19 protein-coding genes and 1 pseudogene are annotated in these 26,113 nt (G+C 70.2%); 14 read left to right on the forward strand and 6 right to left on the reverse strand.

Annotation, left to right across the window (positions count from 1 at the left end):
* The first annotated feature begins 167 nt into the window (after nucleotides 1–167).
* Nucleotides 168–1,277 carry a DUF1559 family PulG-like putative transporter gene (locus RIC11_RS07660; protein ID WP_350209963.1) on the forward strand — a complete coding sequence of 370 codons (1,110 nt, stop codon included), beginning with the start codon at nucleotides 168–170 and terminating at the stop codon, nucleotides 1,275–1,277.
* Between the two features lie 23 nt (nucleotides 1,278–1,300).
* A complete protein-coding gene (locus RIC11_RS07665) occupies nucleotides 1,301–1,741 on the forward strand; it encodes a hypothetical protein (protein WP_350209965.1) in 441 nt (146 codons plus the stop codon).
* 161 nt (nucleotides 1,742–1,902) lie between these two features.
* Here the strand turns inward: RIC11_RS07665 and RIC11_RS07670 are convergent, their stop codons facing one another.
* Both RIC11_RS07670 and hrpA read right to left on the reverse strand, forming a co-directional pair.
* Nucleotides 1,903–3,762: an alpha-amylase family glycosyl hydrolase gene (locus tag RIC11_RS07670; RefSeq protein WP_350209967.1), complete on the reverse strand. Its 1,860-nt coding sequence runs from the start codon at nucleotides 3,760–3,762 to the stop codon at nucleotides 1,903–1,905.
* Between the two features lie 419 nt (nucleotides 3,763–4,181).
* The gene (gene hrpA / locus RIC11_RS07675; RefSeq protein ID WP_350209969.1) at nucleotides 4,182–8,123 is read right to left on the reverse strand and encodes an ATP-dependent RNA helicase HrpA; all 3,942 of its coding nucleotides are present in this window, start codon (nucleotides 8,121–8,123) and stop codon (nucleotides 4,182–4,184) included.
* 345 nt (nucleotides 8,124–8,468) lie between these two features.
* Here hrpA and RIC11_RS07680 point away from each other — a divergent pair, with 345 nt between their 5' ends.
* Together RIC11_RS07680 and RIC11_RS07685 are read left to right on the forward strand one after the other, a co-directional pair.
* Nucleotides 8,469–10,373 carry an ABC transporter ATP-binding protein gene (locus RIC11_RS07680; RefSeq protein ID WP_350209971.1) on the forward strand — a complete coding sequence of 635 codons (1,905 nt, stop codon included), beginning with the start codon at nucleotides 8,469–8,471 and terminating at the stop codon, nucleotides 10,371–10,373.
* Nucleotides 10,374–10,638: 265 nt separating this feature from the next.
* Nucleotides 10,639–10,998, forward strand: a complete 360-nt coding sequence (locus RIC11_RS07685; protein WP_350209973.1) for a type II secretion system protein — start codon at nucleotides 10,639–10,641, stop codon at nucleotides 10,996–10,998.
* 236 nt (nucleotides 10,999–11,234) lie between these two features.
* Here RIC11_RS07685 and RIC11_RS07690 read toward each other — a convergent pair whose 3' ends face one another.
* Entirely contained in the window at nucleotides 11,235–12,062 is an 828-nt protein-coding gene (locus tag RIC11_RS07690) for a TatD family hydrolase (RefSeq protein ID WP_350209975.1), read from the reverse strand.
* Nucleotides 12,063–12,108: 46 nt separating this feature from the next.
* A complete protein-coding gene (locus RIC11_RS07695) occupies nucleotides 12,109–12,393 on the reverse strand; it encodes a hypothetical protein (protein ID WP_350209977.1) in 285 nt (94 codons plus the stop codon).
* A 230-nt stretch (nucleotides 12,394–12,623) separates the two neighbouring features.
* On the opposite strand from RIC11_RS07695, the gene RIC11_RS07700 reads away from it, so the two are divergent.
* Nucleotides 12,624–14,228, forward strand: a complete 1,605-nt coding sequence (locus tag RIC11_RS07700) for a HEAT repeat domain-containing protein (protein ID WP_350209978.1) — start codon at nucleotides 12,624–12,626, stop codon at nucleotides 14,226–14,228.
* 1 nt (nucleotide 14,229) lies between these two features.
* Nucleotides 14,230–14,628 (forward strand): hypothetical protein, encoded by a 399-nt coding sequence (locus tag RIC11_RS07705; RefSeq protein WP_350209980.1) that lies wholly within the window; start codon nucleotides 14,230–14,232, stop codon nucleotides 14,626–14,628.
* Between the two features lie 52 nt (nucleotides 14,629–14,680).
* On the opposite strand, the gene RIC11_RS07710 is transcribed toward RIC11_RS07705, so the two are convergent.
* Nucleotides 14,681–16,033, reverse strand: coding sequence for a hypothetical protein (locus tag RIC11_RS07710; protein WP_350209982.1), 1,353 nt, complete (start codon nucleotides 16,031–16,033; stop codon nucleotides 14,681–14,683).
* 342 nt (nucleotides 16,034–16,375) lie between these two features.
* On the opposite strand from RIC11_RS07710, the gene polA reads away from it, so the two are divergent.
* The 4 genes from polA (at nucleotide 16,376) to rho (ending at nucleotide 22,727) form a co-directional block, all read left to right on the forward strand.
* Nucleotides 16,376–19,153, forward strand: coding sequence for a DNA polymerase I (polA, locus tag RIC11_RS07715; protein WP_350209984.1), 2,778 nt, complete (start codon nucleotides 16,376–16,378; stop codon nucleotides 19,151–19,153).
* A 102-nt stretch (nucleotides 19,154–19,255) separates the two neighbouring features.
* Complete coding sequence (locus RIC11_RS07720; RefSeq protein ID WP_350209986.1) at nucleotides 19,256–20,005, forward strand: Uma2 family endonuclease; 750 nt, start codon at nucleotides 19,256–19,258, stop codon at nucleotides 20,003–20,005.
* Nucleotides 20,002–20,604 (forward strand): dephospho-CoA kinase, encoded by a 603-nt coding sequence (gene coaE, locus RIC11_RS07725; RefSeq protein WP_350209988.1) that lies wholly within the window; start codon nucleotides 20,002–20,004, stop codon nucleotides 20,602–20,604. Before RIC11_RS07720 ends, coaE begins: the two co-directional genes overlap by 4 nt.
* Nucleotides 20,605–21,176: 572 nt before the next feature.
* Complete coding sequence (rho, locus tag RIC11_RS07730) at nucleotides 21,177–22,727, forward strand: transcription termination factor Rho (protein ID WP_502879379.1); 1,551 nt, start codon at nucleotides 21,177–21,179, stop codon at nucleotides 22,725–22,727.
* A gap of 416 nt (nucleotides 22,728–23,143) precedes the next feature.
* Here the strand turns inward: rho and RIC11_RS07735 are convergent, their stop codons facing one another.
* Nucleotides 23,144–23,359, reverse strand: coding sequence for a hypothetical protein (locus RIC11_RS07735; protein WP_350209989.1), 216 nt, complete (start codon nucleotides 23,357–23,359; stop codon nucleotides 23,144–23,146).
* Nucleotides 23,360–23,446: 87 nt separating this feature from the next.
* Here RIC11_RS07735 and ribH point away from each other — a divergent pair, with 87 nt between their 5' ends.
* The 4 genes and pseudogenes from ribH to RIC11_RS07755 all read left to right on the forward strand — a co-directional run.
* Nucleotides 23,447–23,929, forward strand: a complete 483-nt coding sequence (gene ribH / locus RIC11_RS07740; RefSeq protein WP_350209991.1) for a 6,7-dimethyl-8-ribityllumazine synthase — start codon at nucleotides 23,447–23,449, stop codon at nucleotides 23,927–23,929.
* Between the two features lie 78 nt (nucleotides 23,930–24,007).
* The gene (gene nusB, locus RIC11_RS07745) at nucleotides 24,008–24,418 is read left to right on the forward strand and encodes a transcription antitermination factor NusB (protein ID WP_350209993.1); all 411 of its coding nucleotides are present in this window, start codon (nucleotides 24,008–24,010) and stop codon (nucleotides 24,416–24,418) included.
* An 86-nt stretch (nucleotides 24,419–24,504) separates the two neighbouring features.
* The gene (gene ftsY / locus RIC11_RS07750) at nucleotides 24,505–25,437 is read left to right on the forward strand and encodes a signal recognition particle-docking protein FtsY (RefSeq protein ID WP_350209995.1); all 933 of its coding nucleotides are present in this window, start codon (nucleotides 24,505–24,507) and stop codon (nucleotides 25,435–25,437) included.
* Nucleotides 25,438–25,670: 233 nt separating this feature from the next.
* Nucleotides 25,671–26,113, forward strand: a pseudogene (locus RIC11_RS07755) (hypothetical protein); the annotation flags it as partial.

The following is a 26,113-nucleotide window of genomic DNA, read 5'->3' on the forward strand; positions in this document are numbered from 1 at the left end:
CTAATCCAACGGAACCTTATCCGGCGGGCTTCTTAAGCGCGCTAGCGGCGTTGACTCGTTGCGTGGGCCCGCACCGGCGGTAGGTCGGTTCGATCCGCCCCGCACGGCGCCCCGCTGGCGACCCGCCTTGGCGACAACCCCTCTCTCTTCAGCACCGCTCTTTGAGAATGCTCAATCGCCTTACCCGCCGGTCGGGCCGCCGCCCGGGCTTCACGTTGGTCGAGCTGCTGGTGGTGATCGCCATCATCGGCATCCTGGTCGCGTTGCTGCTGCCGGCCGTGCAGTCGGCGCGCGAAGCGGCCCGCCGCTCCCAGTGCACCAACAACCTGAAGAACATCGGCCTGGCCTGCCTGAACTACGAATCGACCAACCGCACCCTCCCGCCCGGCCGCGCCGGCTGCGACTTCAGCACCAACCCCAATAACGACTGCTATTCGTTGCCCGGCGGCGGCCACAATCCGACGGGCGGGTTCTTGCTGATCCTCCCCTTCATGGAGGAGCCCGCCTACTACGAGGCATTCGAGGATTGGGTCGACCACGACGGCACGACGCTCTTCGACATCGGCAATTGGGTCAACTCGGCGCCGGCCGGCGTGCAAGATCAACGCCGCGAGCTGCTCCGCAGCAGCCCCACCACCTACCTCTGTCCGAGTGACGGCTCCGACGAATTCCTCACCCAGGGCGACCCGAGCAACCCCAACTCGATCCAGTTCTCACTGATCAGCTACGCGGGCGTGATGGGGACTTCCAACCAGGGAAATAACGTGCAGGCGCAGCGTTTGAAGTGGGCGAACGACGGCCTGATGATGTACATGCGGCGGGTCAAGGTCTCGCAGATCACCGACGGCACGAGCAAGACCGCGATGGTCGGCGAGCGTCGCGCGCACGACAACTCGCCCTTCGTGGCGAACCTCGAAGCGAACAACGTCCGCGTCGACAACGAGAACTACTGGCACAACCCGCTCAGCGCGCGCGGCGCGATCCTCTTGATGAACGACCCGATCAACGCGCTGCCCGGCATCCAGATCAACGCGTTCCCGCAGGGCAACCCGATGCCCACCGGCAACTTCTCTAGTGACCACCCCGGCGGCGCGTTTTTCGCGTTCGCCGACGGGCACGTCGAGATGCTCCAGGAAGACATCGACCTGCTGGTCTACCGCTCCCTCGGCACCCGCGCGGGGCGGCTCAACTGCGGCGGCGACGACCCCGACGCCCGCTCGGTCGACTGCAGCCTCTCCCTCGCCAACCCGGCGCGCCCCGAGCGGCACGACTTCTGACACCCCCCCTGAGACCGCAACGGATGCCCCGATACGGAAGCGTGATGAAGCTCGCAGCGGCGCTGGCTCTGGTGGCCCTGGTCGGTTGCAGCGACGGCCGGCCCGAGCGCGTGCCGGTCTCCGGCAAGGTGCTGCTAGACGGCAAGCCGCTGGAGTTCGGCTCCGTGCAGTTCCTCCCCGAGAGCGGCCGCCCGGCCGGCGGCATGATCCTGCCCGACGGGTCGTTCCAGCTCACCTGCTACGAGCACAACGACGGCGCCACGCTCGGCAAGCACCTGGTCTCGGTCACCTCGGCCAAGGCGCTCAACCCGCAGCAGACCCAGTGGTTCGCCCCGAAGAGGTACTCCGAGCCCGGCACGTCGGGCATCGAGGTCACCGTCGAAGAGCCGATCGACGACCTGGTCATCGAACTCGAGGGAGAGAACGGCCAACCGTTCGAGCCCTTCATCGAGCGGCTGAGGTAACGGCGCGCCGTGCGGCGTCAAGGCACGGCGGGTGGCGGGGTCCCCTTTGTGTCCTTCGTGCCTTGGTGGTTCCCACCCCCGACTTACGTCGGGGGCTCGCCTGACGAGCGGCTCGCCACTCGCCACTCGCCGCGAGCCGACAGCCGACAGCCACGTGCGACCTATCTCTTCCGCAGCACCACGACGCTCCACTTCGGCAGGTTGATCCAGACCAGCCCGTCGTCCTGGGTCCAGGGGTCGTGGTACGCGTTGCCGGCGCCGTCCCAGCCGCCGAACGCGGCGTCTTGCGTGCACAGGACCTGCATCCACTGGCAGCGGCGGCCGCCGGTCGGCACGCCGTAGGGGTACGCTTCGCGGCCCGTGCCGACGTGGCTGTGGTCGCTTAGGTTCACGACCACCAGCACGGTGCTCTCGTGGGCTTCGCGCACGAAGGCCAGCACTCCCTGCTCGTGGTCCTCGTGCACGATCTGGAGCGAATCGCTCCGCAGCGCGGGGTTCTCCCAGCGCACGCGGTTGGCCGCCTTCACCAGGCGCCGCATCGCCTTGCCGTGCTTGCTCCCGGCGGCCCGCCAGCTGAAGCGGTGGTCGCCGCGCTGGTCGACGCCGTCGTGCCAGTAGCCCCAGGCCACGGCGGGCGAGCCCAGCAGGCACTCGGTGCCCATGAACAGCATCGGCGTGCAGGGCATCGTCACGTTCAGCGCCCAAGCCAGCCGGCACTTGGCCCGCGCGTGCCAGTTCTGCACTCCGCCCAGTTGGTCCACCAGGTAGCGGTGGCGCGTGTCGCCGTTGGTGAGGCCGTCTTTGGCGTCGCCGGAGCGGTCGTCGCCGACGTCGTCGTGCGAGCCGCCGGTGTACTTCACCAGGTTCCAAGCGTGGGCGAAGCCGTCCCAGCCCAGCAGCGGCTTGATCCGGCGGACGGGCTCGTCCTCGTGCTGCAGGGCGCGCTGGGTCTCGTGGTGCGTGCGCGCGTGCCAGGTCGCGTCGAAGCGGCCGTCGGTCGTCGCCCACGGGTGCGCGGGCAGGTGCTCGGCGATCAGGTACTTGTCCGGGAAGTCCTCCTTCAGCCGGCCGACCATCTGGCCGAGGGGCCCGCCCGGGATCTGCGTGGTGACGTCCAGCCGCAGCCCGTCGGCTTTGTAGTCCTCGAAGTACATCCGCGCGTTCTGGTAGAAGAAGTCTTGGACTTCCCACTTGCACCACGCCGGGCCGCGGCCCCACTGGGTCATCTGCCCCCAGTCGAAGTAGCAGCCGCCGTCGGACTCCTCGCCCGGCGCGGGCTCGCGGTCGAAGTCCCACAGCACGTTGTCCCCCGGGCCGGCGTGGTTGTAGACCACGTCGAAGATCACCGCCAAGCCGTGCCGGTGCGCCTGATCGACCATGTAACGCAGGTCGTCGGGCGAGCCGTACGCGCTCTCCGGCGCAAAGAACGAGGCCGGGTTGTAGCCCCACGAGCGGTCCATCGCGAACTCTTGCACCGGCAGGGGCTGGATTGCGCTGAAGCCCAGGTCGCGCACGTAGGGGAACTTGGTCGCCGCGTCGCGGAAGCCGGCGACGTCGCGGCGCACGTGGTCGTCGCGGCCCGAGAACGAGCCGATGTGCAACTGGTAGATGAGGAAGTCCTCGAACCGCGGCGTGGTGAAGGGCGCCCACTCGTGCGGCTCCCCCGGAGGATCCTCGCCAACGACGATCGACGCGTTGTCGCTGGTCGAACCGGCGCGCGGAAGTCCGGAGTGGACCGAGTCGCGCCCCGCCGGGTCGAGCCGCAGCAGCGGCTCGTGGCCGCCGTTGCGGTGCAGCAGCAAGCGGTACAACTCTCCTTCCCCCACGCCCGGCGCGACCGCCGAGTAGTAGCCCTCGTGCTGCGGCTCGGCCTGCAACGCGAAGCGACGCGTGCGCCGGCGGCCGGACCACCGCGGCCCGTGCTGCACGAGCACCTCCACGCCGACGGCCGACGGCGCCCAAACCCGGAAGAAGCAACCGCCCTCGGTCAGGTGGGCGCCGATACGCTCGGAGAGGTCCATCGCAGAGGCAGCAAGGGGGAAGGTGGCGGGTGGCGGGTAGCCCCCCGGCTAGCCGAACGCTGAGCCCGCTTGGTTGCGACGCGCTCTGTTCGCCAACAGGATCATAGTTGGCGGCCGCGGGCGCCGCGCCGGGGCCCCGCCAGTCGTTCTGGGAATCCACTCGGGCGGCCAGGCCCTGTTGGCGCCCGGCGCGGCTTTTTCCCGCTTCGTCGGCCGACGAAGCGGGGACAATTGCTGGGTTTTCGCCCCGCCGTTTTTCGCAACACGGCGGGCCAAATCGGGGCGCATCAGGCGCCCTGTAACGCTTCCGCAAACGCCTACGTCGCAAGCACTTAACCCCAGTTTCGTTACGCTTAAGCGTGACATCGCTTTTTTTGGACGTGTCGCGTTTGTCTCAAACCAGTCGCCTCGTCCCTCGTCTACTTCCCCCCCACCAAGCCACGGCACCGCCGCCACTGCTCGTCGAGCCGCTTCGGCGAGACCTTCTCGGCCGTGCCCAGCTTTTGGGCGAAGACCGAGACCCGGTACTCTTCGATCATCCAGCGGTAACGCTCGACCTCGTCGGCCGAGGCCACGACGACCGCGCCGTCGCGAGCCGCTTCGAGGCTTAGCTGGTGGGGCTCGATCAGCTCGGCCATCCGCCGGTCTTGGCCGCCGCCTCCTTCCAGCACCCGGGCCAGCCGCGCGGCGGCCGCTTTCAGGTAACGCGGGTAGTGGGCCAGCCGGTCCCAGGGGGTGGCCGCGAAGAAGCCGCCGGGTGTGAGGTCGGCGAGCTGCCGGCGGACGTCGTCGGCCGCGGGGCTGTGGTGCTTGCGGTCGGCCTCGGCCGCCAAGCGGTAGCCCTCGGCGAGGCCCTCCAGCACACGCACGACGAGCGGCGTGGCCTCTTGGGTAGCCGCGCCGAGCGCTGCCCGGGCTTGCTTGCGGAAGGCCTCGAAGCCGCTCGGGTCGCGCGGCTCGACGCCGGCCAAGGCGATCGCGCGATCGGCGAGCAGCTCCTCGATCTCGGCGGCCCAGTCGCGGCCCGGCGTGTGGGGCTTGAGCCGCTTCTTGAGCTGGTCCCAATCGGGGAGCCACTTGACCTGGGTCCGCAGGTCGCGGGCCGCAGCGAGCACGAACAGCCGCCGCACGCCGCGGGCGGTCTCGGCCCGGGCCTCGCCGCGATCGGCGAACAGCCGCAAGCCGACCGCGTCGCGTTGGTCGACCAGGCCGGGGTAGGCGGTGATCGCGAAGCGGCCGCTGGCGGTCTCGACCGAGTCGGGCAACGGGCCGAAGCTCCAATCGGTGAGGCCGTCGCGGGTCCACTCCGGGTCGTCGACGAGGCGGCCGGCCCTGTCGGCGGCGGCCGGCTGCGACTCGGCGGGGGCCTCGCCGCCGAGCGTTTCCCGGCGGAGCGCGGCCAGGTCGCGGCCCACGGCGATCACCTCGCCGGCTTGGTCTTCGACCACGACGCGCATCCGCAGGTGGTCCGGCAAGGCGGTGGGCTGCAGGTCGCCCACCGCGATGTCGGCGCCGGCCTCCGCCGACAGGGCCGCCGCCAGCACGAGAACGAACCGCCCCTCGCCGAACGGCAGCCGCTCGGCCACCCGCGCGGCCGCGTCGGGCGCCGGCACCAGGCGGGTCCGGAGCGGTTTGGGCAGAGCCCGGATCAGCGCGACGATCCGCTCGGCGAGCTGCCCCGGCACGCCCCACTCGAGCGCGGCCTCGTCGACCAGCGGCAGCAGGTCCTTGGGGACACGCAGGGTGACCCCGTCTGATTGGCTGCCGCGGCTGTGCTCGTACTCCAGCGGGAGCGACTGGCCGGCGACTTCCAGGTGGTCGGGGAACGCGGCCGCGTCGAGGCTCGGCGCGTCGGCGTCGTCGGCGGCGGGCTCGATCCGCAGCGGGTCACCCTCGACGCGGCGGAGCCAGCGGCGGAGCTGGCGGGCGTCGTACACGTCGGCGGGCAGCCGCTCGTCGTAGAACGCGGCCAGCGTGTCCTCGCCGGCCAGCTGCGAGACCCGGAGCTTCGCCCGGTCGCGCCGCAGCCCCTGGATCGCCTCGCGGTTGTGCTCGAGGAACGGCCAATCGCCGGCGAGCTGCTCTTCGACCAGCCCTTCGCGGATGAAGACCTCCCGCGCCGCGGCCGGGGCGATCGGGCCGTAGTGCACGGCCTTTTTGCTGCCGATCGGCAAGCCGAACAGCGTGCTCTTCTCACTGGCCACGACGGTCTGTTGGTCGGTCGAGAACCGCGCGTGCAGGTACTCCTTCTCGATCAGGTGCTCCGCCAAGCGGGGGAGCCACTCGGGGCGGATGCGGGCCACGGTCCGCAGGTACCGGCGCGAGGTCTCGACGGTCTCCGCGGCTACGACCCACCGCGGCCCGCTGGCCGCGGGCCCCGCGCCGGGCCATAGCTGGAAGCCGGTCCCGCCGGGTGTCTGGTAGCCCTCCTCACCGCGGCGCACGGCGACCGCGCTGAGCAGGCCCGTGAGCAGGGCCCGGTGGATCGCGCCGTAGGCGTCTTGCCGCGGCTGGGGGCGGAGCCCGTTCTGCCGCGCCAGGTCGCTGAGCTGTCGGTACACGTCGTGCCACTCCAGCACGCGGTTGTAGGACAAGAACTGCCGGCTGCACGCCTTGCGGAACTGGCTGCGTGACAGGTCGCTCCGCTGCCGCTGGAGGTGGTCCCACAGCTTGAGGAAGCCGACGAAGTCGGACCGGCCGTCTTGGAAGGGCCGGTGGGCCTCGTCGGCTTGCTGCTGCTTGTCGGCGGGCCGCTCGCGGGGGTCCTGGATCTCTAGCGCGGCGGCGATGATGAGGACCTCTGCCAAGCACCCCTCGTCGGCGCCGGCGAGGATCATGCGGCCCACCCGGGGGTCGACCGGCATGCGGCCGAGCTTCTCGCCCAAAGGAGTCAACCGGCCCTGGGCGTCGATCGCTTGCAGCTCACGCAGGGTGGCCCGGCCCTCCCGGACCGCGTCGGGGCGGGGGCGGTCGATGAGCGGGAAGTCTTCCAGCTCGCCCAGCTTTAACGCCAGCAATCGCAGGATCACGCCGGCCAGGTTCGTGCGGCGGATCTCGGGCGTGGCGTAGCGCGGCCGCGACTCGTAGTCCGACTCCTCGTACAGCCGCACGCAGACCCCCGGGGCGATGCGGCCGCAGCGGCCGGCGCGTTGGTCGGCCGACGCGCGAGAGACCGCCTCGATCGGCAGCCGCTGCACGCGGGTCCGCGGCGAGTAGCGGGCGATCCTCGCCGTGCCGGTGTCGACCACGGCCATAATGCCCGGCACCGTCAGCGACGACTCGGCCACGTTGGTCGCGAGCACGACGCGGGTCTTCTTGCCCGGCTTGAACACGCGCTGCTGTTCCGCGGAGGAGAGCCGCGCGTACAGCGGCACGACGTCGACCGACTCGCCGAGCGAGCCCCGCACCAGCCGGGCCGCTTCGCGGATATCGCGCTCGGTGGGGAGGAACACGAGCGTGTCGCCGACCCGCTCGCGGTAGAGCCGCTCGACCGCGTCGGCCGCGGCCCGCAGCACGTCGACGCCGCGCGGGGCCTCCTTCTCCGAGGGCCCTCTCTCCGGGGGCCCTTTCTCCGGGGGTTCGTACCGGACCTCGACCGGGTACGTGCGGCCGGAGACCTCGATGATCGGGGCGGGCCGCTCGCGATCGGCGAAGAACTCGGCGAACCGCTCGGCGTCGATCGTGGCCGACGTGATGATCACCCGCAGCTCGGGCCGCTGGTCGATCAGCCGGCGCAGCAGGCCGAGCAAGAAGTCGATGTTGAGCGACCGCTCGTGGGCCTCGTCGACGATCAGCGTGTCGTACCGCGACAGCAGCGGGTCGCCCTGGGCCTCGGCCAAGAGCACGCCGTCGGTCATCAGCTTGACGTACGTGCCCGGCGCGGTCTGGTCTTGGAAGCGGACCTTGTAGCCGACGGCCTCGCCGAGCGGTGAGCCGAGCTCCTCGGCGATCCGCGTCGCGACGCTCCGCGCGGCCAGCCGGCGGGGCTGCGTGTGGCCGATCACCCCGTCGATCCCGCGGCCCGCGGCCAGGCACAGCTTGGGCAGCTGAGTCGATTTGCCGGAGCCGGTCTCGCCGCAGACGACCGTGACCGAACTGTCCCGGATGGCGGCGGTGATCTCCTCACGCTTGTCGAGGACCGGCAGGTCGATCCCCTCGAGGTCGATCCTCGGAAGGTTGTCCAGCCGCGCCTGGCGGGCCGCGGTCGACTCTTCGAGCAGCCGCTCCAGCCGCCGCTCGTTGCGGTCGTGCGGCTTGCCGGACTTCTTGGCCAGCGCGATCGACCGCCGCAGCCGGCGCAGCTCGGCCCGGTCCGCTAGCATCGCGGCTTCGAGGGGGTCGGGCTCTATCGGGTTTATCATTTGCGAACCGCCAAGACGCCGAGAGCGCCAAGGCCGCTAAGGATCGAGGCCGTAGGGTGCTACCCCGATAAGCGGAACCGCACCGGCTTGGGCGATAGTGCGGTGTGATTCGGCTTCGGCGGATAGAACCCTACACGGCTCCTGGACGAATCCAGTCGTTTTCCGCACCGCGTACCAACCCTGTCGAGAGTGTCATGGCGTGCTCGGCGCTCTTGGCGTCTTGGCGGTTTCTTGTCGAAGCAGAGGTAGGCTGAGTGGCCAGCGGCCCGTATTGTTGCTGTTCGAAGCCCCGCCTCTACCGCCCCCCCCCCGCCCCGCCCCCCCCCTGCCCCGCCCCGCTCTGCTGTGTCCCGCCTCGAGTCTTCGCGTAGCCGCTTTGAGAAGTTCCGCCAGGCCTACGCCAACGGCGACGTGCGGCCCTTCACGCACGACCCCAGCGAACAGGAGAACGACCGCCGCACCTCCGACCGCGAGCAGCGCCGGCGGTACTTCCGGCAGTACGTCGACTGGCTGTGGCCGCACCGCGGCGCGGTCGGGCTGATGATGGGGCTGGCGCTGGCGGTGGCGGCGCTCGAGGTGGCCGAGCCGCTGTTCTTGCGGTACGTGGTCGACAACGTGTTGCTCGACGAGCAGCTCTCCGACGCGGAACGCATCCTGCGGCTCAACGTGGCGGGCTTCGCGCTGCTAGCGGTGGTCTGCGTGGCCCGCGCGCTGGACACGTGGAAGAACTGCCAGCAGCGGATCCTCAACCTGAGGGTCGTGCTGTCGCTCCGCAGGGCGTTGTTCGACCGGCTGCTGCGGCTGCCGCTGGGGCAGCTGACCGACATGAAGACCGGCGGCATCCTGTCGCGCCTGAGCGGCGACATCGACCGCACGACCGGCCTGCTGCAGCTGGCGCTGATCTCGCCGACCGTTTCGGCGATCCGCCTGCTGTGCGCGGTGGGGGTGCTGCTGGCGGTCAACTGGCGGCTGGCGCTGACGGCGATCATGGTGATCCCGCCGGCGATGCTCGTGAGCATGTGGGTCGCGCGCCGCATCCGGCCGATCTACCGCTCGATGCGGAAAGAGAACTCGACGATCGACGCGCGGGTCTCCGAGACCTTCGGCGGCATCCGCGTGGTCCGCTCGTTCCAGCGCGAGAACCGCGAGCTGGCCGAGTTCCTCACCGGCCGCCACACGATCGCCCGCAAGGAGCTCTTCGCCCACCGGCGTGAGATCGTCCTCTGGAGCAGCTGGGCGCTGATCCTGGCGGTCGTGAACGTGGTGATCATCTGGTACGGCGGCTACCTGCAGCTCGCCGGGTCGGCCAGCGTGGGCGACATCATGGCGTTCCAGTGGTACACGTTCATGCTGCTCAACCCGGTCTGGCAGATCGTCAACTCGTTCAGCGAGATGCAGCGCTCCCTGGCCGGCATGGAGCGCGTGTTCGAGGTCTTGCAGAGCCCGACCGACAAGCCCGACCGGCCCGACGCGGTCGAGCCGCCGTCGCGCGTCGAGGAGCTGCGGTTCGAGCACGTCGATTTCGAATACAACCCGGGCGAGCCGGTGCTGCGCGACTTCAACCTGGTCGCCCGGGGCGGCGAGGTGGTCGCGCTGGTCGGCCGCAGCGGCGCGGGCAAGACGACGGTCACCGACCTGGTCGCCCGGTTCAACGACCCGACCGAGGGCCGCGTGCTGCTGAACGGCGTCGACCTGCGGGACTTCCAGCTCGACTCGTACCGCGGCCTGCTGGGCGTGGTGCAGCAAGAGACCTTCCTGTTCGACGGCACCATACGCGACAACATCGCCTACGGCCGGCGCCACGCGACCGACGAGGAGGTGGTCGCGGCGGCCCGCGCGGCCAACGCGCACGAGTTCATCGCGGAGCTGCCCCGCGGCTACGACTCGCTCATCGGCGAGCGCGGCGTGAAGCTCTCCGGCGGCCAGGCGCAGCGGCTCTCGATCGCGCGGGCGATCCTCGCCGACCCGCGCATCCTGATCCTCGACGAGGCCACCAGCAACCTCGACAGCGAGAGCGAGCAACTCATCCAGCAGTCGCTCGACCGGCTGATGCACACCCGCACCACGTTCGTCATCGCCCACCGGCTGTCGACGATCGCCGCGGCCGACTTGATCGTGGTCATGGAAGAGGGGCGGATCGTCGAGACCGGCACGCACGACCGCTTGATGGCCCGCGGCGGCGCGTACCACGCCATGGTCACCCGACAACGCGACGCGATGAACGACGCCGCGGTCCTGGCCGCGGGTTGATCCAGACGAGCAACGCCAGATAGCCGCCGCGGCGGGCGAGCGGCAACTCGGTCGGGCGGGCAGGCCCGTGACGTGGGGTGGCGTGGCTTGGCGTGGCGTGGCTTGGCTTGGGGCCAGCCCCACACTCCCGCATGTCCGGCACAATCGGACGCGGCCGCGCGACGCACGCGGCGGTTGGAAGGCCGGGGCGTCGGGCGGAGCTCGGCGCGTGCTATTGGTTGGTATCGCAAGACGCCTGCGTCACTGGCCCATTGAACGCGCTGACATGACCCCGACCGTGCGCCGCCGCCGTTCCGGCTTCTCGCTGATGGAGCTGCTGGCGGTCGTGACGATCCTGGGGATCATCGCGGCGATCATCGTGCCGCGCGTGACCGTGGCGACCGACACCGCGGCCGAGCAAGTCTGCCGCAGCAACTGCGGCCACATCCACTCGGCCGTCGAGCGGTACCGCGAAGCCGAGGGCGTGTGGCCCAGCGCCGACCTCAGCGAGCTGGACGGCCACCTCGACTACTTCCCCCAGGGGCTGCCGGTCTGCCCGGTCAGCGGCGAGGCGTATCGCGTCGACACGACCGGCGAGCTGTACCGGGTGCCGGGCCACCCGAGCGGCGACCACTCGCCGCTCTGAGAGCGGCAAGCCGCGCCGCCCCACAGGGCCGCGCACGAGCCGAACGCGCTGGCGTCGGGCAATCGAGGCGCCGCCCGCCACGCTTCGTTCGCCCGCGGCTAGCGCCGTCGGCTCAAGCAGCGTGCAGGACGGGACCAGCGCAGCGCCAGTCCGGCTTGAAGCGGACGCCGGCTCTTTCCCGCTCGCCTGCCGGACCGGCGCTGCGCTTGGCCCGGCCTACGGAGTTCCCCCGCGGCTCACGGGGCATTCGCCTCGAGTCGTTCTGGCGGCTCGAATCGTGGGCACTGCGAGAAGAACGCCAGCGGGTTCTCGAGCACCACGCGGCGGATCGTCGCCTCCGGGTGGCGGCGGGCGCGCATCTCGGCGATGAAGTCGGGCACGGCGGTCGGGCGGGAGGGCCCCCAGTCGGCGGCCGAGTTCACGAGCAGCCGCTCGGGCCCGTAGAGCTCGACGATGTCGGCCGCGCGGGCCGGCGTGCACTTGCTCGTCGGGTAGAGCGTCATGCCGGCCCAGTAGCCCGCGTCGAGCACACGCCACACGGTGTGCTCCTCCACGTGGTCGACGAGCACACGCTCCGGCGGGCAGCGCGCGTCGTGCCGCAGCATGTCGAGGATCATCCGCGTGCCTTGCAGCTTGTCGGCCAGGTGCGGCGTGTGGATCAGCACCAGCTCGTCCCGCGCGGCGGCCAGGTCCAGGTGCTCCTGGAAGACGGTCGCTTCGTTCGGCGTGTTCTTGTTCAGACCAATCTCGCCGACGCCCAGCACGCCGGGCCGGTCGAGGAATTCGGGGATCATCGCGATCACCTCGCGCGACAGGGCGACGTCCTCCGCCTCCTTCGCGTTGATGCACAGCCACGTGTAGTGGCCGAGGCCGTGCGCGGCGGCGCGGCTGGGCTCGAACTCGGTGAGCTGCCGGAAGTAGTCGCGGAATCCCTCGGCGCCGCCCCGGTCGTAGCCCGCCCAGAAGGCCGGCTCGCTGACCGCCACGCACCCCATCCGCGCGAGCACGCCGTAGTCGTCGGTCGTGCGCGACACCATGTGGATGTGGGGGTCGATGTAGTTCACGGCGCGCTGGGTGGGGTCGTCGTGCGGCGGGCTCGCTGAGCCGCGCTCAGGCAGGGGGTGGGTCGGCGGACCCTTGGCCGTCGGCGAACCGCTCGCGCCAGGAAGGGTCGTACTCGCGGCTGAGCAGCGTCAGCACCCGCTCCGCCCGGTCCGCTCGCCCCGGCTCGGCGAGGACCTCCAGCAGGCGCTGGGCCAAGCGGCGCTCGGCCGAGTCGCCGCCGCCGGCGCGGTCGATCCGGTCGAGGGCGGCGGCCGCGTCTAGCAGCCCGGCGCGGAGGGCCGGCCACTCGCGCTGGGCGACTTGTTCGGCGGGAAGCGGTCGGCTCGCCAATTGGCTTTGGGAGTCGGGGTGGGGTTCGGGACGCGGGCGGCGCATCCCTCACAACCAGTGTGGCCCGGCCGGCGCAACCCGGCAATGCCGGGCACTCTCGCAGATTCGCGGCGCCGCGGGCCCCCGCGCGCCGAATCGCCCCGCAGCCGTCGGCTCGACCGAGCCGACGATCTACCGGAAGAGGCAGCGGTATTTCCCCGACCCTTCGACCCTTTCGCCCCCGATCCGAGGTGAACCCTCCCGCCGGCATCGAGACGACGCTCCGCGCGTTGCTGCGATCGGCGAACCCTGCGGCGGCCGACCTGTTGGCCGTGGCGCTGGGTTCGCCCGACGAGCGGTTCCGTGTCGGGGCGGTCCGCGCGCTGGCACGACGCGACGACCCCCGTGGGCACCGCGTGCTAGTCGAGCGGTACACGCAGCTCGCGGCAGACATCGAAGCGGCCCTGGCCGACACGCCCCCGTCGGCTCCGTTGGCGGGGGGGCTGCGGCGGCTCATCGACTCGGGGGAGGGAGAAGCGGCGGAGGCCGCCGCGCGGCTCGCGGAGGCTTGGCCGTGCGACGAACTGCTGCCGTGCGTGGTGAGGGCGGCCCGCGCGCCGGACGCGGCGGCGATGGCCCGACGCGCGCTGCGGATGGCGCGACGGGTCGCCGCCGAAGTGGACCGCTACCGGGCCGGCCAAACGGAGCGCGACCCCGCCTTCCTGCGCCGCGCGGCGGCCAACGAGCTGTGCGAGGCCCTGATCGCCTACGGCGAGCACCGCCACGGCGAGCTGATCGAGGCCTTGCTCGCCCTCGCCGCGCCGGACGAGCCGGCCCTCTGGGCGACGCTCGCCGACCCGTCGGCCGCGGGCCACCAGCCGCTCCTCGACGCCCTGACCACGACGACGGACCCCAACGCCCTGGCGGCGATCGGACGCTCGCTCGTCGACCAACGCGCGCCGCGCGTGCTGGCGAGGATCGCCGGCGCGCGGCACGACGCGGCGGCGCTCCGCGGGATGCTCGCGCGGATGGAGGACCCGATCGGCGCCTCGGCCAGGGAGTCGTGTGCGCGGATCGAGCGGCTCGCGTGGCTCGACGAGGAGCAGATCGGCGTGCTGCTGGAGCTCGACGGCCGCGGCCAGTCGGTCGCGATCCAAGTGGCGACCGCGTCGGCCGAACGCCGCACGAGGGTCGCCGCCGCGATCGGCGAAGTCCTCCGCGCCGGCGCGCCGGAGGGGCGCAAGGCGGCGTGCCGGGCGATCGCGAAGCTGCCCTCGCAGCTAGCGATCGAGCCCCTCGGCGAGGCGCTCGGCTCGGACGACCCAGCCGTGGTCGCCGCCGCGGCCGGGCTGCTCCGGCGGAAGGACTACCCGCAGGCCACGACCAAGCTCGTCGCGTTGCTCGACCACCCCAGCGCGGCCGTCCGCGCCGCCGCGCGGCGGTCGCTCGAGGGCGTGTCGTTCGCCGCTTTCCGCGACCACTACCGAGAACTCCCCGAGGAGCACCGCCGGCCGATCGGCCGGATGATCGCCCGCGCCGACTCGCTGAGCGCGCCGACGCTGCGCGCCGAGCTCGGGGCGGGGGCCGCGCGGCGGCGGCTGGATGCGCTGGAGCTGCTCGACGTGATGGGCCTGCGGCTCGACCTGCTCGACGAGCTGGTCGCCGCGGCCCTCGATCCGGACGCGGGCGTCCGCTGCGAGGCGGTGCGTCTGTTGGCCGAGTGCCCGCCGGAGGGGCCGGTCGTCGAGGTGCTGCAGGCTTGCCTGACCGACCGCACGCCGAGCGTCCGAGCGGCGGCCGAGCGCGCGCTGGCGGCGCTCGGCGCGGCGGCCGAGAGCCTCTCGGAGGAGACCTAGCATGCCACTGATCGGGATCTACGTGCGGTCGCCGCTGCTCTTGGGGCAGATCGACAACTGGCGCCGCCTGGGCGACCACTTCAGCGGCGAGCACCTGGAGTGGCGGACCGAGGACGCGCTGGGCTGGGCCACGGTCGTGCTGGCCTTTGCCGGCGGGTTCTGGGTGCTCAGCCGGCTGGGGTCGTGGCAGGAACGCTCGCGCGACCAACCCCCGAAGCGGCTATTTGCCGAGCTGGCGGCCGCGCACCGCCTGAGCTACCTGGAGCGGCGGCTGTGCCGCGCGGTCGCGCGCGACGAGGGCCTGCGCGAGCCGGCCGAGCTCTTCGTGCGCGTCGACTTGGCGGGCGCCCTGGCGGCCCGCAATGCGTCGCTGGCGGCGAGGCTTTTCGACAACGCCTAGCGGAGCCTGTCGGCCATCGGCTGCTCGGCGAACTGAGCGGCGGCCGCTCCGGTCACGGCGTGCGGAAGCGGAAGCTCCGCCCGGCCGACGAGCCGCCGCCCTGCGAGCCGCCGCCGGCGAACCGCTCGGTCTTCTCGGCCGGCTTGTAGCCGACGCGGTTGAGGAACTCGCTGAGGGTGATCGTATCGACGCCCAGGTCGGAGGCCTGCTTGCTCATGGTCTGGAAGCCCTCACGGTACGCCGCTTGGTTGGGGCGGTCGGGCGACTCGCCGAGCACGAGGTAGTCGGTGTTGACGGTCATTTGCCCGTCGATCTGGCCGTCCTCGCCGAGCACCACGTCGATGATGCCGCCGTTTAGCTCGATGAGGTCCTTGGCTCGCTTCAGGTCGCTGGCGCCGTCGCCGTCCAGGTCGATCAAGCCGGTGAGGCCAAACCGCAGCGGCTTGCCGGCCTCCCACACCTGGCTGTAGATGCGGTCGCCGGGCAGGATCGGGTCGCTGGACTCGTCGCTGGTGATCCGGGCCTCGGCGAGGTTGTCGCCGAGCACGCGGGTCACCTCGAGGCTGCCCTTCTTCTCGGCCTTGGCGGCGTCGCTGTACTCCGACGCGAAGACGCTGAACGTCACCTGGCGGCGGAGGTCGTCGGCCTCGCCGAGGTTGATCCACGCGACGCCGTTCTGCTGGTTCACGTAGGTGACCATGCCGTCGGCTACCTCGAAGCTCGGGTTGGACTTCTCGACCTTGCTCTGCAAGTCGATGATCGCGCGGCGGGTGGTGACGAGCTCCTCTTGAGCCTCGTCGCGGCCGGCCTCGGCCTCCGCCGCGCGTTGGCTGAACTCTTGCTCTTTGCGGGCGAGGGTCTGGGCGAGCTGCTGGCGTTGCCGCTCGATGCTCTCGCGCTCGGTGCGGAACCGCTCACGCTCGCCGGCGAGGTCTTGCTTGGCCTTGTCGGCCTCGCCCTGCGCCTGGCTGTACTGCTGCTTCCACTCGCCCTCGAGCGCGACGAGGCTCTCTTGCAGCTGCTTGATCTGCTGCTTGGCCGCCTCTTCTTGTTGGGCGATCTTCTCGTTCTCGGCGTAGATGAGGTCGAGCACCGAGCGATACGCGCGGCTCCCCTCGTCGAAGGTCGACATGTACTGCTTCTTGTCGTCCTCGAAGCGTTGGCGCAGGTCGGTCATCGTTGCGCCGGGGTCGAAGCCCATCATCTGGCGCAGCTCTTCGGCCTCGGCGATGCGTTCCCGGGCGGCGTTCTCGGCTTGGTTCTTCTGTTCCTCGAGTTGCTCTGCGCGTGCGTACTCGCTCTTGGCGCTGCTATAGGCCAAGTAAGCGAGGATGCACATCACGAAAAACAGCGTCCCGAAGATGCTGCTGATGATCGTCTGGGTCTGGTCCTGACGAGCGGCCATGCGTGGTCCTTGCAGCGGTGGCGAAAGCGTCGCGGCGTGCGGCGCGCTGCCGCGGATAGTGATTCAAGCGGGCGCCGCGCGGCGCCGTGCCCCGGCCGGGGGCGAAGCGTCGGGGCGCCCTGCCAGCGGGTGGCGGGTCGGTGCGGGCGGCAGCCGGGCGGGCGAGCGCGGCTCGGCTACACGTAAGTCGAAACTAGTTAGGGGATTAACGCTTGTCAACGAAGCCGTTAGAGTCCGGCTCTGACGGCTCGCGGGGTTCTCCGGGGGCGTCCGCGGGTCGCCCGGCTAGCCGGCCCCATCTCTACCGACGCCCCTCTCAACACTCCCGACGACCGGCACGCGATGGCAGGCCCCGAAGCCCAAGAACCCGCAGTGGGCGACCCCGCGATCGGCGGCCCCGAAAAGGGCTCGACCGTCTGGGTCGTCGACGCCCACTCGCTCATCTTCCAGGTCTTTCATGCGATCCCGGAGATGACCAGCCCGACGGGCGAGCCGGTGAACGCCGTCTTTGGCTTTACGAAAGACCTGCTGAAACTGATCGAGGAAAAACAGCCCGACACGCTGCTTTGCGCGTTCGACCCGCCCGGCGACACGTTCCGGCACGACCTCTACCCGGTCTACAAGGGAGACCGCGGCGAGATGCCCGGCGAGCTGCGATCGCAATTCCCGAAGATCGAACAGGTCGTGCGCGCGTTGGGCGTGCCGATCGTTACGGTTCCCCGCTATGAAGCCGACGACGTGCTGGCCGCCGTCGCTACGCGGTGCGACGCGGCCCAGGCCTACTGCCGGCTCGTGACCGGCGACAAGGACTGCCGCCAGCTGATCAGCCCCTTCGTGGCGGTCTACAACATCCGCAAGGACCACGTGTACGACGAGGTCGCTCTGGCCGCCGACTGGGGGGTGCGGCCCGATCAGGTGATCGATTTTCAGGCGCTCGTCGGCGACAAGATCGACAACATCCCCGGCGTGCCGCTGATCGGTCCGAAGATCGCCAAGGAGCTGCTCGATGAGTTCGGCGACCTGGACGGCGTGCTCGCCAACGCCGAGCGCGTCAAAGGCGCCAAGCGGAAGCAAAACCTGATGGAAGGGCGCGAGATGGCCCTCCTTTCGCGGCAGCTGGTGCGGCTGGATCGCGACACGCCGATCGAGATCGACTGGAAGGCCGCCCGCCTGGGCGAGTACGACCACGAGCGGCTGGCCGAGCTGTGCGCGGAATTCGGCTTCCGCAGCATCGCCGCCCGCGCGAGGGGCCTCGGCGAGGGCGCGCCGGTCGCCGCCCAAGAATGGCGAGCCGACTACCGCACCGTCGACACGCGCGAGGCGCTCGCCGAGCTGGTGGCGACGCTCCGCGAGCACGAGACCTTGTCGATCGACACCGAGACAACCTCGCTCAACGCTCGGGAGGCTCGGCTGGTCGGCCTGTCGTTCGCCTGGGCGCCGGGCGAAGCGGCGTACGTCGCCGTGCGCGGGCCGGACGGCGACAAGGTGCTCGCCGAGGCCGACGCGCTGGACGCGCTGCGGCCGATCCTCGAAGACGAGTCGATCGCCAAGATCGGGCAAAACCTCAAGTACGACATGGTCGTGCTCCGCGGTGCGGGCGTCACGCTCCGCGGTGTGTCGCTCGACACGATGGTCGCCAGCTACCTGCTCGACGCGGGCGAGCGGACCCACAACCTCGACGTGCTCTCCGAGCGTTACCTCGGCCACCACACCACCAAGATCACCGAGCTGATCGGGAAGGGGAAAAACCAGAAGCGGATCGACCAGGCGCCGGTCGCCGACGTGGCCGCGTACGCGGGCGAGGACGCCGACGTGCCGCTCCGCCTGGCGCCGCTGCTGCACGACCGGCTCGACCGCGCGGGCCTGCTCACGCTGGCCGACGACCTCGAGACGCCGCTCATCGAGGTCCTCGCCGAGATGGAGTTCAACGGCGTGCGGGTCGACCCGCAACGCCTCGGCGAGCTGAGCGAGCAGTTCGGCGTGCGCCTGCAAGAGCTCGCCGAGGAGATCGAAGAGGTCGTCGGCCACCCGTTCAACCTGGCCTCGCCGAAGCAACTGGCCGAGGTGCTGTTCCAAGAGCTGAAGCTGCCGGTCCTCAAGCGGACCAAGACGGGGCCGTCGACCGATGCGGGCGTGCTGGAGCAACTCGCCGAGCAGCACCCGCTTCCGCGGCTGATCGTCGAGCACCGCCAGTACGCGAAGCTCCGCGGCACGTACGTCGACGCGTTGCCCGACTTGATCAACGAGCAGACGGGACGGGTGCACTGCTCGTTCAACCAGGTGGTCGCCGCGACCGGCCGGCTCAGTTGCAGCGACCCCAACCTGCAGAACATCCCGATCCGCACCGAGGAAGGCCGGCAGATCCGCTCGGCCTTCACCGCCGGCGAGCCGGGCTGGCGGCTCCTGGCGGCGGACTACTCGCAGATCGAGCTGCGTGTGCTGGCGCACTTCTCGGAGGACCCGACGCTCTGCGAGGCCTTCTCCGCGGGCAAAGACATCCACACGCTGGTCGCCAGCCAAGTGAACGGCGTGCCGCTCGACGAGGTCACCGCCGACCAGCGCCGCGGCGCGAAGGCCGTTAACTTCGGTATCATCTACGGCCAGAGCGCGTTCGGGCTGGCCAAGTCGCTCGGCATCCCGCAGGAGGAGGCCGCGCGGTTCATCGCCGAGTACTTCGCCCGCTACCCGGGCGTGGCCGACTTTATCGTCGACACGCTGACCACTTGCAGCGAGCAGGGCTACGTCGAGACGCTCCTCGGCCGCCGCCGCGCGATCACCGGAGTGCGCAAGCCGGGGCCGCCCAAGGGATCGCTGTTCGACGACCGGCCGCAACCGATCCAGATGAACCTGCCCGAGCGGACCGCCGTCAACACGGTCATCCAGGGGACCGCCGCGGACCTCATCAAGCTGGCGATGCTGGCCGTGTACCGCCGCCTAAGGGAGGAGGGCCTCCGCGCGAAGCTCATCCTGCAGGTGCACGACGAGCTGGTCTTCGACACGCCCGAGGACGAAGTTGACACGCTGAGGGCGCTCGTGACCGAAGAGATGACCGGCGTGGCCGATTTGCGGACGCCGCTCGCGGTCGACGTGGGCGTGGGCGTCAACTGGGCCGAGTGCTGAGGATTCGCTTCTGCTGAGGCTGGGGCGGCTCACGTGGAACAAGGGTCTTTTTCGCGTAAACTAGGGGCACGCCCCTTCTGCCTGGCTGTCCGGAGCCGCCCGATGTCGACCGACGCCCAAGCCCAATCGACCGCCGCCGGATTCAACGTGTCGCCGCCGGCTTTGCCCCCGGCCAAGGCCGACCTGCCGCCGCTAGAGAACGGCGACCGGCTTAGCCGCGCCGAGTTCGAGCGCCGGTACGAGGCGATGCCGGAGATAAAAAAGGCCGAGTTAGTCGATGGGGTGGTGTACCTGATGTCTTCGCCTGTCTCCAACGAATTCCACGGGGCGCCTCACTTCGAGCTCAACACGTGGCTGGGCGTGTACTCGGCCAACACGGCGGGGGTCGAAGGCTGCGACAACGCAACGCTCCGGCTGGACTGGGACAACGAGCCGCAGCCCGACGCCGCGCTGCGGGTGCTGCCTGGCTACGGTGGGCAGTCGACCAACGATGGCCAGTACGTCGGCGGCGCGCCGGAGCTGTGTTGCGAGATCGCGGCGACCTCGGCCAGCTACGACCTGCACCAGAAGAAAGACGCGTTCCGCCGCTCCGGCGTGCGCGAGTACCTGGTGTGGCGGACGCGCGACCGGGCGATCGACTGGTTCGCGTTGCGCGGCGGCGTTTACGAGCCGCTCTCTCCCAATGCGGACGGCGTGCTGCAGAGCGAGGTCTTCCCCGGCTTGTGGCTCCCGGTCGAAGCGATGCTCGCGCGAGACATGCCGCGCGTCCTCGCGACGCTCAACGAGGGGCTGCAATCGGACGCGTACCGCCAGTTCCGCGACCGCCTCGCCGAGGCGGGGCCCACAGCGTGATCGTCTTCGGCCTCACCGGCGGGATCGCCAGCGGAAAGTCGTATGTCGCCGCGCTGTTCGGCGAGTTGGGCGCCGTGGTGCTCGACGCCGACCGCTACGCACACACGGTGCTGGCCGAGCCGGAAGTGGTCAGCACGCTCCGCAACCGCTGGGGCGACGCGGTGGTCGACTCGGCCGGCGCGGTCGTGAAATCGGAGCTGGCCCGCCGGGTGTTCGGTCCCCACGCCGAGGCCGCCGCCGAGCGGGCTTTCCTCGAGAGCGTCGTCCACCCGCGCGTGCGGCAGCGCCTGGAGTCCGCGCTGGCCGAAGCCGAGGCGGCCGGCGCCGCGGCGGCCGTGCTCGACATCCCGTTGTTAGTTGAAGCCGGCTGGGCCGAACGCTGCGACGCGGTCTGTTTCGTCGACACGCCCCGGCCGGTGCGGCTGGAGCGGGCCCGGCGTCGGGGGTGGAGCGACGCGGAATTCGCCCGGCGGGAAGCGGCACAAACCGACCTCGACGCCAAGCGGCTCGGCGCCGACGCGGTCGTCCCCGGCGACGACCCGAGAGGCGCCCGGCGAGCTGTGCAGGAGATATGGCGTGGGCGGGTCGCCGAGGAATAGCTAGCGGCTTCGGACGGATAGAGAGGGGATTTATCCTGCTAATTTCCTGCAAATAGCCTGGAAGTTCTACCGATTCCGCTACCAAGCCGGCCGCCCCTTTGGCATACTCCGCAGTAGCACTGCCGGCGGAGCGGTGGCTGCGGCCGATGGCGTTTGACCGCTAGATTGGGCGTTGCCTGCCTGACAGGCTCCGGCCCCCAGCCGGTGCCGCTCCCCACCTGAACGACCCCACCTGAACGACCCCACCTGATCGACCCCACCTGCACGGCGCCCCCACCTGAACGACGCCCCCCACCTGAACGACGCCCCCACCTGAACGACACCTAGTCCGCTGCCTATTCCGCTGGCCCACCCGCCCTCCTGTGGCGACCCAACCTATTCGCTGACTTTCCTTCCCGCGTCCTCCCCGTTTCCTGATCGCACACGAGCTCGCGCCCCATTTTAGGCGGAGCGACCGCCCGCCCTCCCCACCTCCCGCACCCCCCACTTGCCTCGTTCGCAAGCCCGGCCGACTCCGGCCAAGCGGCTGCCGCGATCCCGCCCCCGTTGCGCGGCGATAGGAACCCCTCTCTATGGCTGACCGCCCCCCCCACAGCGACTCACGGTCCGACCGCGGCAACCCGTCCACCTCGGGCCGCGGCCCGCTCCGAGGCATCCGCAACCGCAGCGGCGGCCCGTCGGGCACCGGCGGCCCACACATCCGCCGCTCGAGCAGCGCGCCGCCCGACGAGCACCTGGACCAGGAGCTGGTCCGCCAGCTCGACCGGGAGGAACCGCTGTCGATCGCCGAGGAGCTAGACAAGGCGGCCGAGCGGGTCCGCCGCAGCGGCGCTGCGATCGCCAAGGCGACCGAGCCGGACCACAACATCCACATCGCGGCCTTGCAGCAGCTCCCCACCCAGGAGCTGATGGACATCGCCGAGGCCGAGGGCGTCGAGAACGCGGCCGGGCTGAAGAAGCAGGACCTGATCTTCCGCATCCTCAAGCAGCGGGTGAAGCTGCAGGGGATGATGGTCGGCCAGGGCACGCTCGAGATCCTGCCCGACGGCTTCGGCTTCCTCCGCAGCCCGGACTACCACTACCTGTCCTGCCCGGACGACATCTACGTGTCGCCGAGCCAGATCCGGCGGTTCAACCTCCGCAACGGCAACACGGTCACCGGCACGATCCGCCCGCCGAAAGAGAACGAGCGGTACTTCGCGCTGCTGCGGGTCGAGTCGATCAACGGCGAGGACCCGAACAAGCTCAGCAAGAAGATCCCCTACGACGACCTCACGGCGATCCATCCCGACAGCCGGATCTCGATGGAGACCACGCCCGAAGAGATCGCCATGCGGGTGGTCGACCTGATCGTGCCGATCGGCTTCGGCCAGCGCGGGCTGATCGTCAGCCCGCCGCGGGCGGGCAAGACGATCCTCATGCAGAAGATGGCCCGTAGCGTGCTGGCGAACTACCCCGACGCGTACGTGATGATGCTCCTGATCGACGAGCGGCCCGAGGAGGTCACCGACATGGAGCGCGAGGTCAAGGGCCCCAATTGCGAGGTCATCTCCAGCACGTTCGACGAGCCGGCCAGCCGGCACGTGCAGGTCAGCGAGATGGTCATCGAGAAGGCCAAGCGGATGGTCGAGTTCGGCCGCGACGTGGTGATCTTCCTCGACTCGGTGACGCGCCTCGCCCGGGCGTGGAACTCGGAGTGCCCGCCGTCGGGCAAGGTGCTCTCGGGCGGCCTCGACGCGAACGCCATGCAGCGGCCCAAGCGGTTCTTCGGCTCGGCCCGCAAGGTCGAAGAGGGGGGCTCGCTGACGATCATCGCCACGGCGTTGATCGAAACCGGCAGCCGGATGGACGAGGTGATCTTCGAGGAGTTCAAGGGCACGGGCAACCAAGAGATCTTCCTCGACCGCCGCCTGGTCGACAAACGGATCTGGCCCTCGATCGACATCGACCGCAGCGGCACGCGCCGCGAAGAGATGCTCATGGACCCCGAAGAGCACCGCCGCGTGTCCGTCCTCCGCCGCGTTCTCAGCGAGATGAACGCGCCCGAGGCGATGGACCTGCTCACCACCCGGCTGGGCAAGACCAAGACCAACGCCGAGTTCTTGATGAGCCTGAAGGACTGACCGGAGCAGCACGTTCAGCGATCACCTGATCATCGCCAGCTACCGAGTTCGCGATCCTCTTGCCGCGCCGAGCTTCGACTTAAGGTCGGCCGGACTGTTGGACGAGCTACGCGGCTACACCGTCAGCATGTGGGACGCCCTCGAGGACTTCCTCGCCAGCGAATGGCGGATTTCTCTGCCGGGGAGAGTCGATCCAACGGCCTATGTTTGGACGCGTCACGACGCCGTAGTCCTGAAGACACGTCTCCGCAAGAGGTTAGCTGACTGCGCCGATGGGCTGAATATCTTCCCGCTCTACGGACTCTCAGTCGCCTCCGGAATCGACCTGTCGGCCGAAGGCCTGGCCTTCCTTTCTCGACAAGATGGTCACTTTGGGGCAGCCGGAATCTCAGACGACTCGGCAGTTTTGATCTCAACTAGGATTGCGGCTGCAGCTCTTCCACACCGGCGATGCTAACCAGCGGCAGGTGGTGGTGGCGCCATTTGCCGTCCGGAGCCTTGTAGAGCACCGAAACGGAAAAATCGCTGACCGTGGCAAAGTCTCGGTTTATCACGTCGTACGACTGACCGTCGTTCATTGTGATCCGAATCGGGCCGGCCAGAATCAGTTTCATCAGCTCTTCCCGTTCCATCGGCACTCTCTCGGAGGGGCTGTCGGAGCGTCGGTGTCACTGCGATTATACCCGAGCACGATGCCGCCCGCCTGAGTGATCCGACCCATGCCCAACGAATACCGCCCCGCCCCCGACGACGCCGCGAAGTCCGCCCGCTACGCGATCGTCGCCGCCGAGTGGAACCGCGACGACATCACCCAGCCCCTGGCCGACGGCGCCGTCGCTAAGCTCACCGAGGCCGGCGTGCCGGACGAGCAGATCGACCTCGTGTGGGTGCCCGGCGCGTGGGAGATCCCGGTCGCCGTGCAGCGGCTGGCGGACACCTGCCGCTACGGCGCCATCATCACGCTCGGTGCGGTGATCAAAGGCCAGACCTCGCACGACCACTGGATCAACCACGGGGTGACCGAGGCCCTGATGCGGATCGCCACCGAGCACTCCCTGCCGGTGCAGTTCGGCGTGCTGATGGTCAACAGCCGCGAGCACGCCGTCGCCCGGGCCGGCGGCGAGAAAGGCAACAAGGGCGCCGAGTGCGCCGAGGCCGCGATGCAGATGGTCGCGCTGCTAAAATCGCTCCCCACGTCGTAGCGATTGGCCCGGGGTTATTGACCCGGGGCGAACTCCGCCGGTTAATGCGAGGAGCCGCCCACCGAACCAGCACGAACCATGTCACTCCGCCGCCGCGCCCGCGAAGTCGCCCTGCAGATCCTCTTCGAGGACGACGTCAACCCGCGCGCCACGGCGGGCGAGCTGACCGAGTTCCTCCAGGGGCGGCTGAGGAACGAGGAGGGGCGCGAGTTCGCCCTGGGGCTGATCCTCGGCGTGCGCCGCAACCGCGAAGCGATCGATGAGCGGCTGGCGCAGATCGCCGAGAACTGGAGCCTCAAACGGATGGCGGGCGCCGACCGCAACATCCTCCGCCTCGGCGCGTACGAGGCCCTCTACGGGGGCGCCCCGCACGCGGTCGCCGTCAACGAGGCGGTCGAACTGGCCAAGCGCTACGGCAGCGCGCAGTCGGGCGGTTTCGTGAACGGCATCCTCGACCGGCTGAAAGAGGGAGTGCGGCCTGAGGCTTGAGGGCTGAGGCTTGAGGGCTGAGAATCGGGTCCCTCAGCCGCGTGCGCTGCCTCCCGCCTACCGCCTCCAGCCTGCAGCCTTCCCAGATGGGCTTCTTCAAACGTATCCGCGCCGGGCTCAAGAAGACCGGCGACGTGCTCAACACCGACATCCGCGACCTCTTCAAGAGCGAGGGGCGGCTGATCGACGAGGAGTTCCTCGAGGAGGTCCGCGGCATCCTCTTCCGCACCGACATGGGGTACGACTCGACCGAGGCGCTCGTCGACGAGATCGGCAAGAAGCTGCGGGGCCGGGTCGTGCAGCTCGAGGAGGTCGTCGAGGTCCTCAAGGCCAAGCTCAAGGAGCTGATGCAGCAGCCCGAGGCGCCCGTCGAGTTCGCCCAGAGCGGCCCGACGGTGGTCATGGTCTGCGGCGTCAACGGCGCCGGCAAGACGACCTCCATCGCGAAGCTGGCCAGCCAGTTCAAGGGCGAGGGGCGCCGCGTGCTGCTCGGCGCCGGCGACACGTTCCGCGCCGCGGCCGTCGAGCAGCTCACCGTGTGGGCCGACCGGCTGGGGGTCGGGATCATCACCGCGCCGCCCAAGACCCACCCGGCGACCGTCGGCTACCAGACGGTCGAGAGGGCGCTGGCCGAGGGGGCCGACGTGGCGATCGTCGACACCGCGGGCCGCTTGCAGACGCAGTCGGACCTGATGGCGGAGCTGACCAAGATCCGCGGCGCGCTCAACAAGGCCCTGCCCGGCGCGCCGCACGAGGTGCTGCTCGTGCTCGACGCCACGACCGGCCAGAACGGCATCAGCCAAGCGACCAAGTTCGCCGAAGCGGCCGGCTGCACGGGCATCGTGCTCGCGAAGCTCGACGGCACCGCCAAGGGGGGCGTCGTGGTTTCGATCCGCCAGCAGCTCGGCCTCCCGGTGAAGTACGTGGGACTCGGCGAGGGGCACGACGACCTCGCCCCGTTCAAGCCGGACGAGTTCGTCGACGCGCTGTTCGCCGACGTGCTCAAGGCGCCCGCTTAACGGGCGGGCCGCGCCGCCGCGACCTCGCCGCTACGACCGCATCGACCAATGCGGCCCGATCTGCCCGCGGGGTTTCTCACGCCGGGCCGCTTTGCCGGCGCTTCGGAGTGGTGGCGGCTCATCCGACGCGCGGGCCCGGGTCGATATCGGTGCTAGCTAGCGACGCTTGCCGACTGGCGGCTTGCGCCCTCCCTGGTTGCTAGCCCAGTGCTCCACGGAGCGGAGAAAAGCATATGAAACACCGAGTCTTGGCCGGGTGGGCCACGCTCGCGGTCGCCGGGGTGGCGGGGGCCGACGAGGTCGCCCAGCCCCGATCGATCGCCCCGTCGACCCTCCGGTACGACAGCTACTACGCGCAGCCCGCCGAAACGCTGCCGGCGCTCGCCGACGAGGCGACGCCGCCGGCGCCGACGGCCGCGCCGATCCCGTACGCCGCGCCGGCCGCGGCGCCAGGGGTGGAGCCGGTGTCGCTCCACTGCGACGCGCCGCTCGCTTGCTGCGGCGCCGACGCTTGCGGCGGCCACCGCGGGTGCTCAGGCGGCGGCGGGTGCTCGTTGCTGGGCGACTGCTGCCTGGGCGACGCGTACGCGCTGAAGGACTGCGTGGACCCTTGCGGCTGCTGCCCGATCGACTTCGGCGGGTGGACGCAGTTCGGCTTCCACACCGACAACATCCG

The sequence above is a fragment of the Botrimarina sp. genome (assembly GCF_040219535.1).
GTDB lineage: Bacteria > Planctomycetota > Planctomycetia > Pirellulales > Lacipirellulaceae > Botrimarina.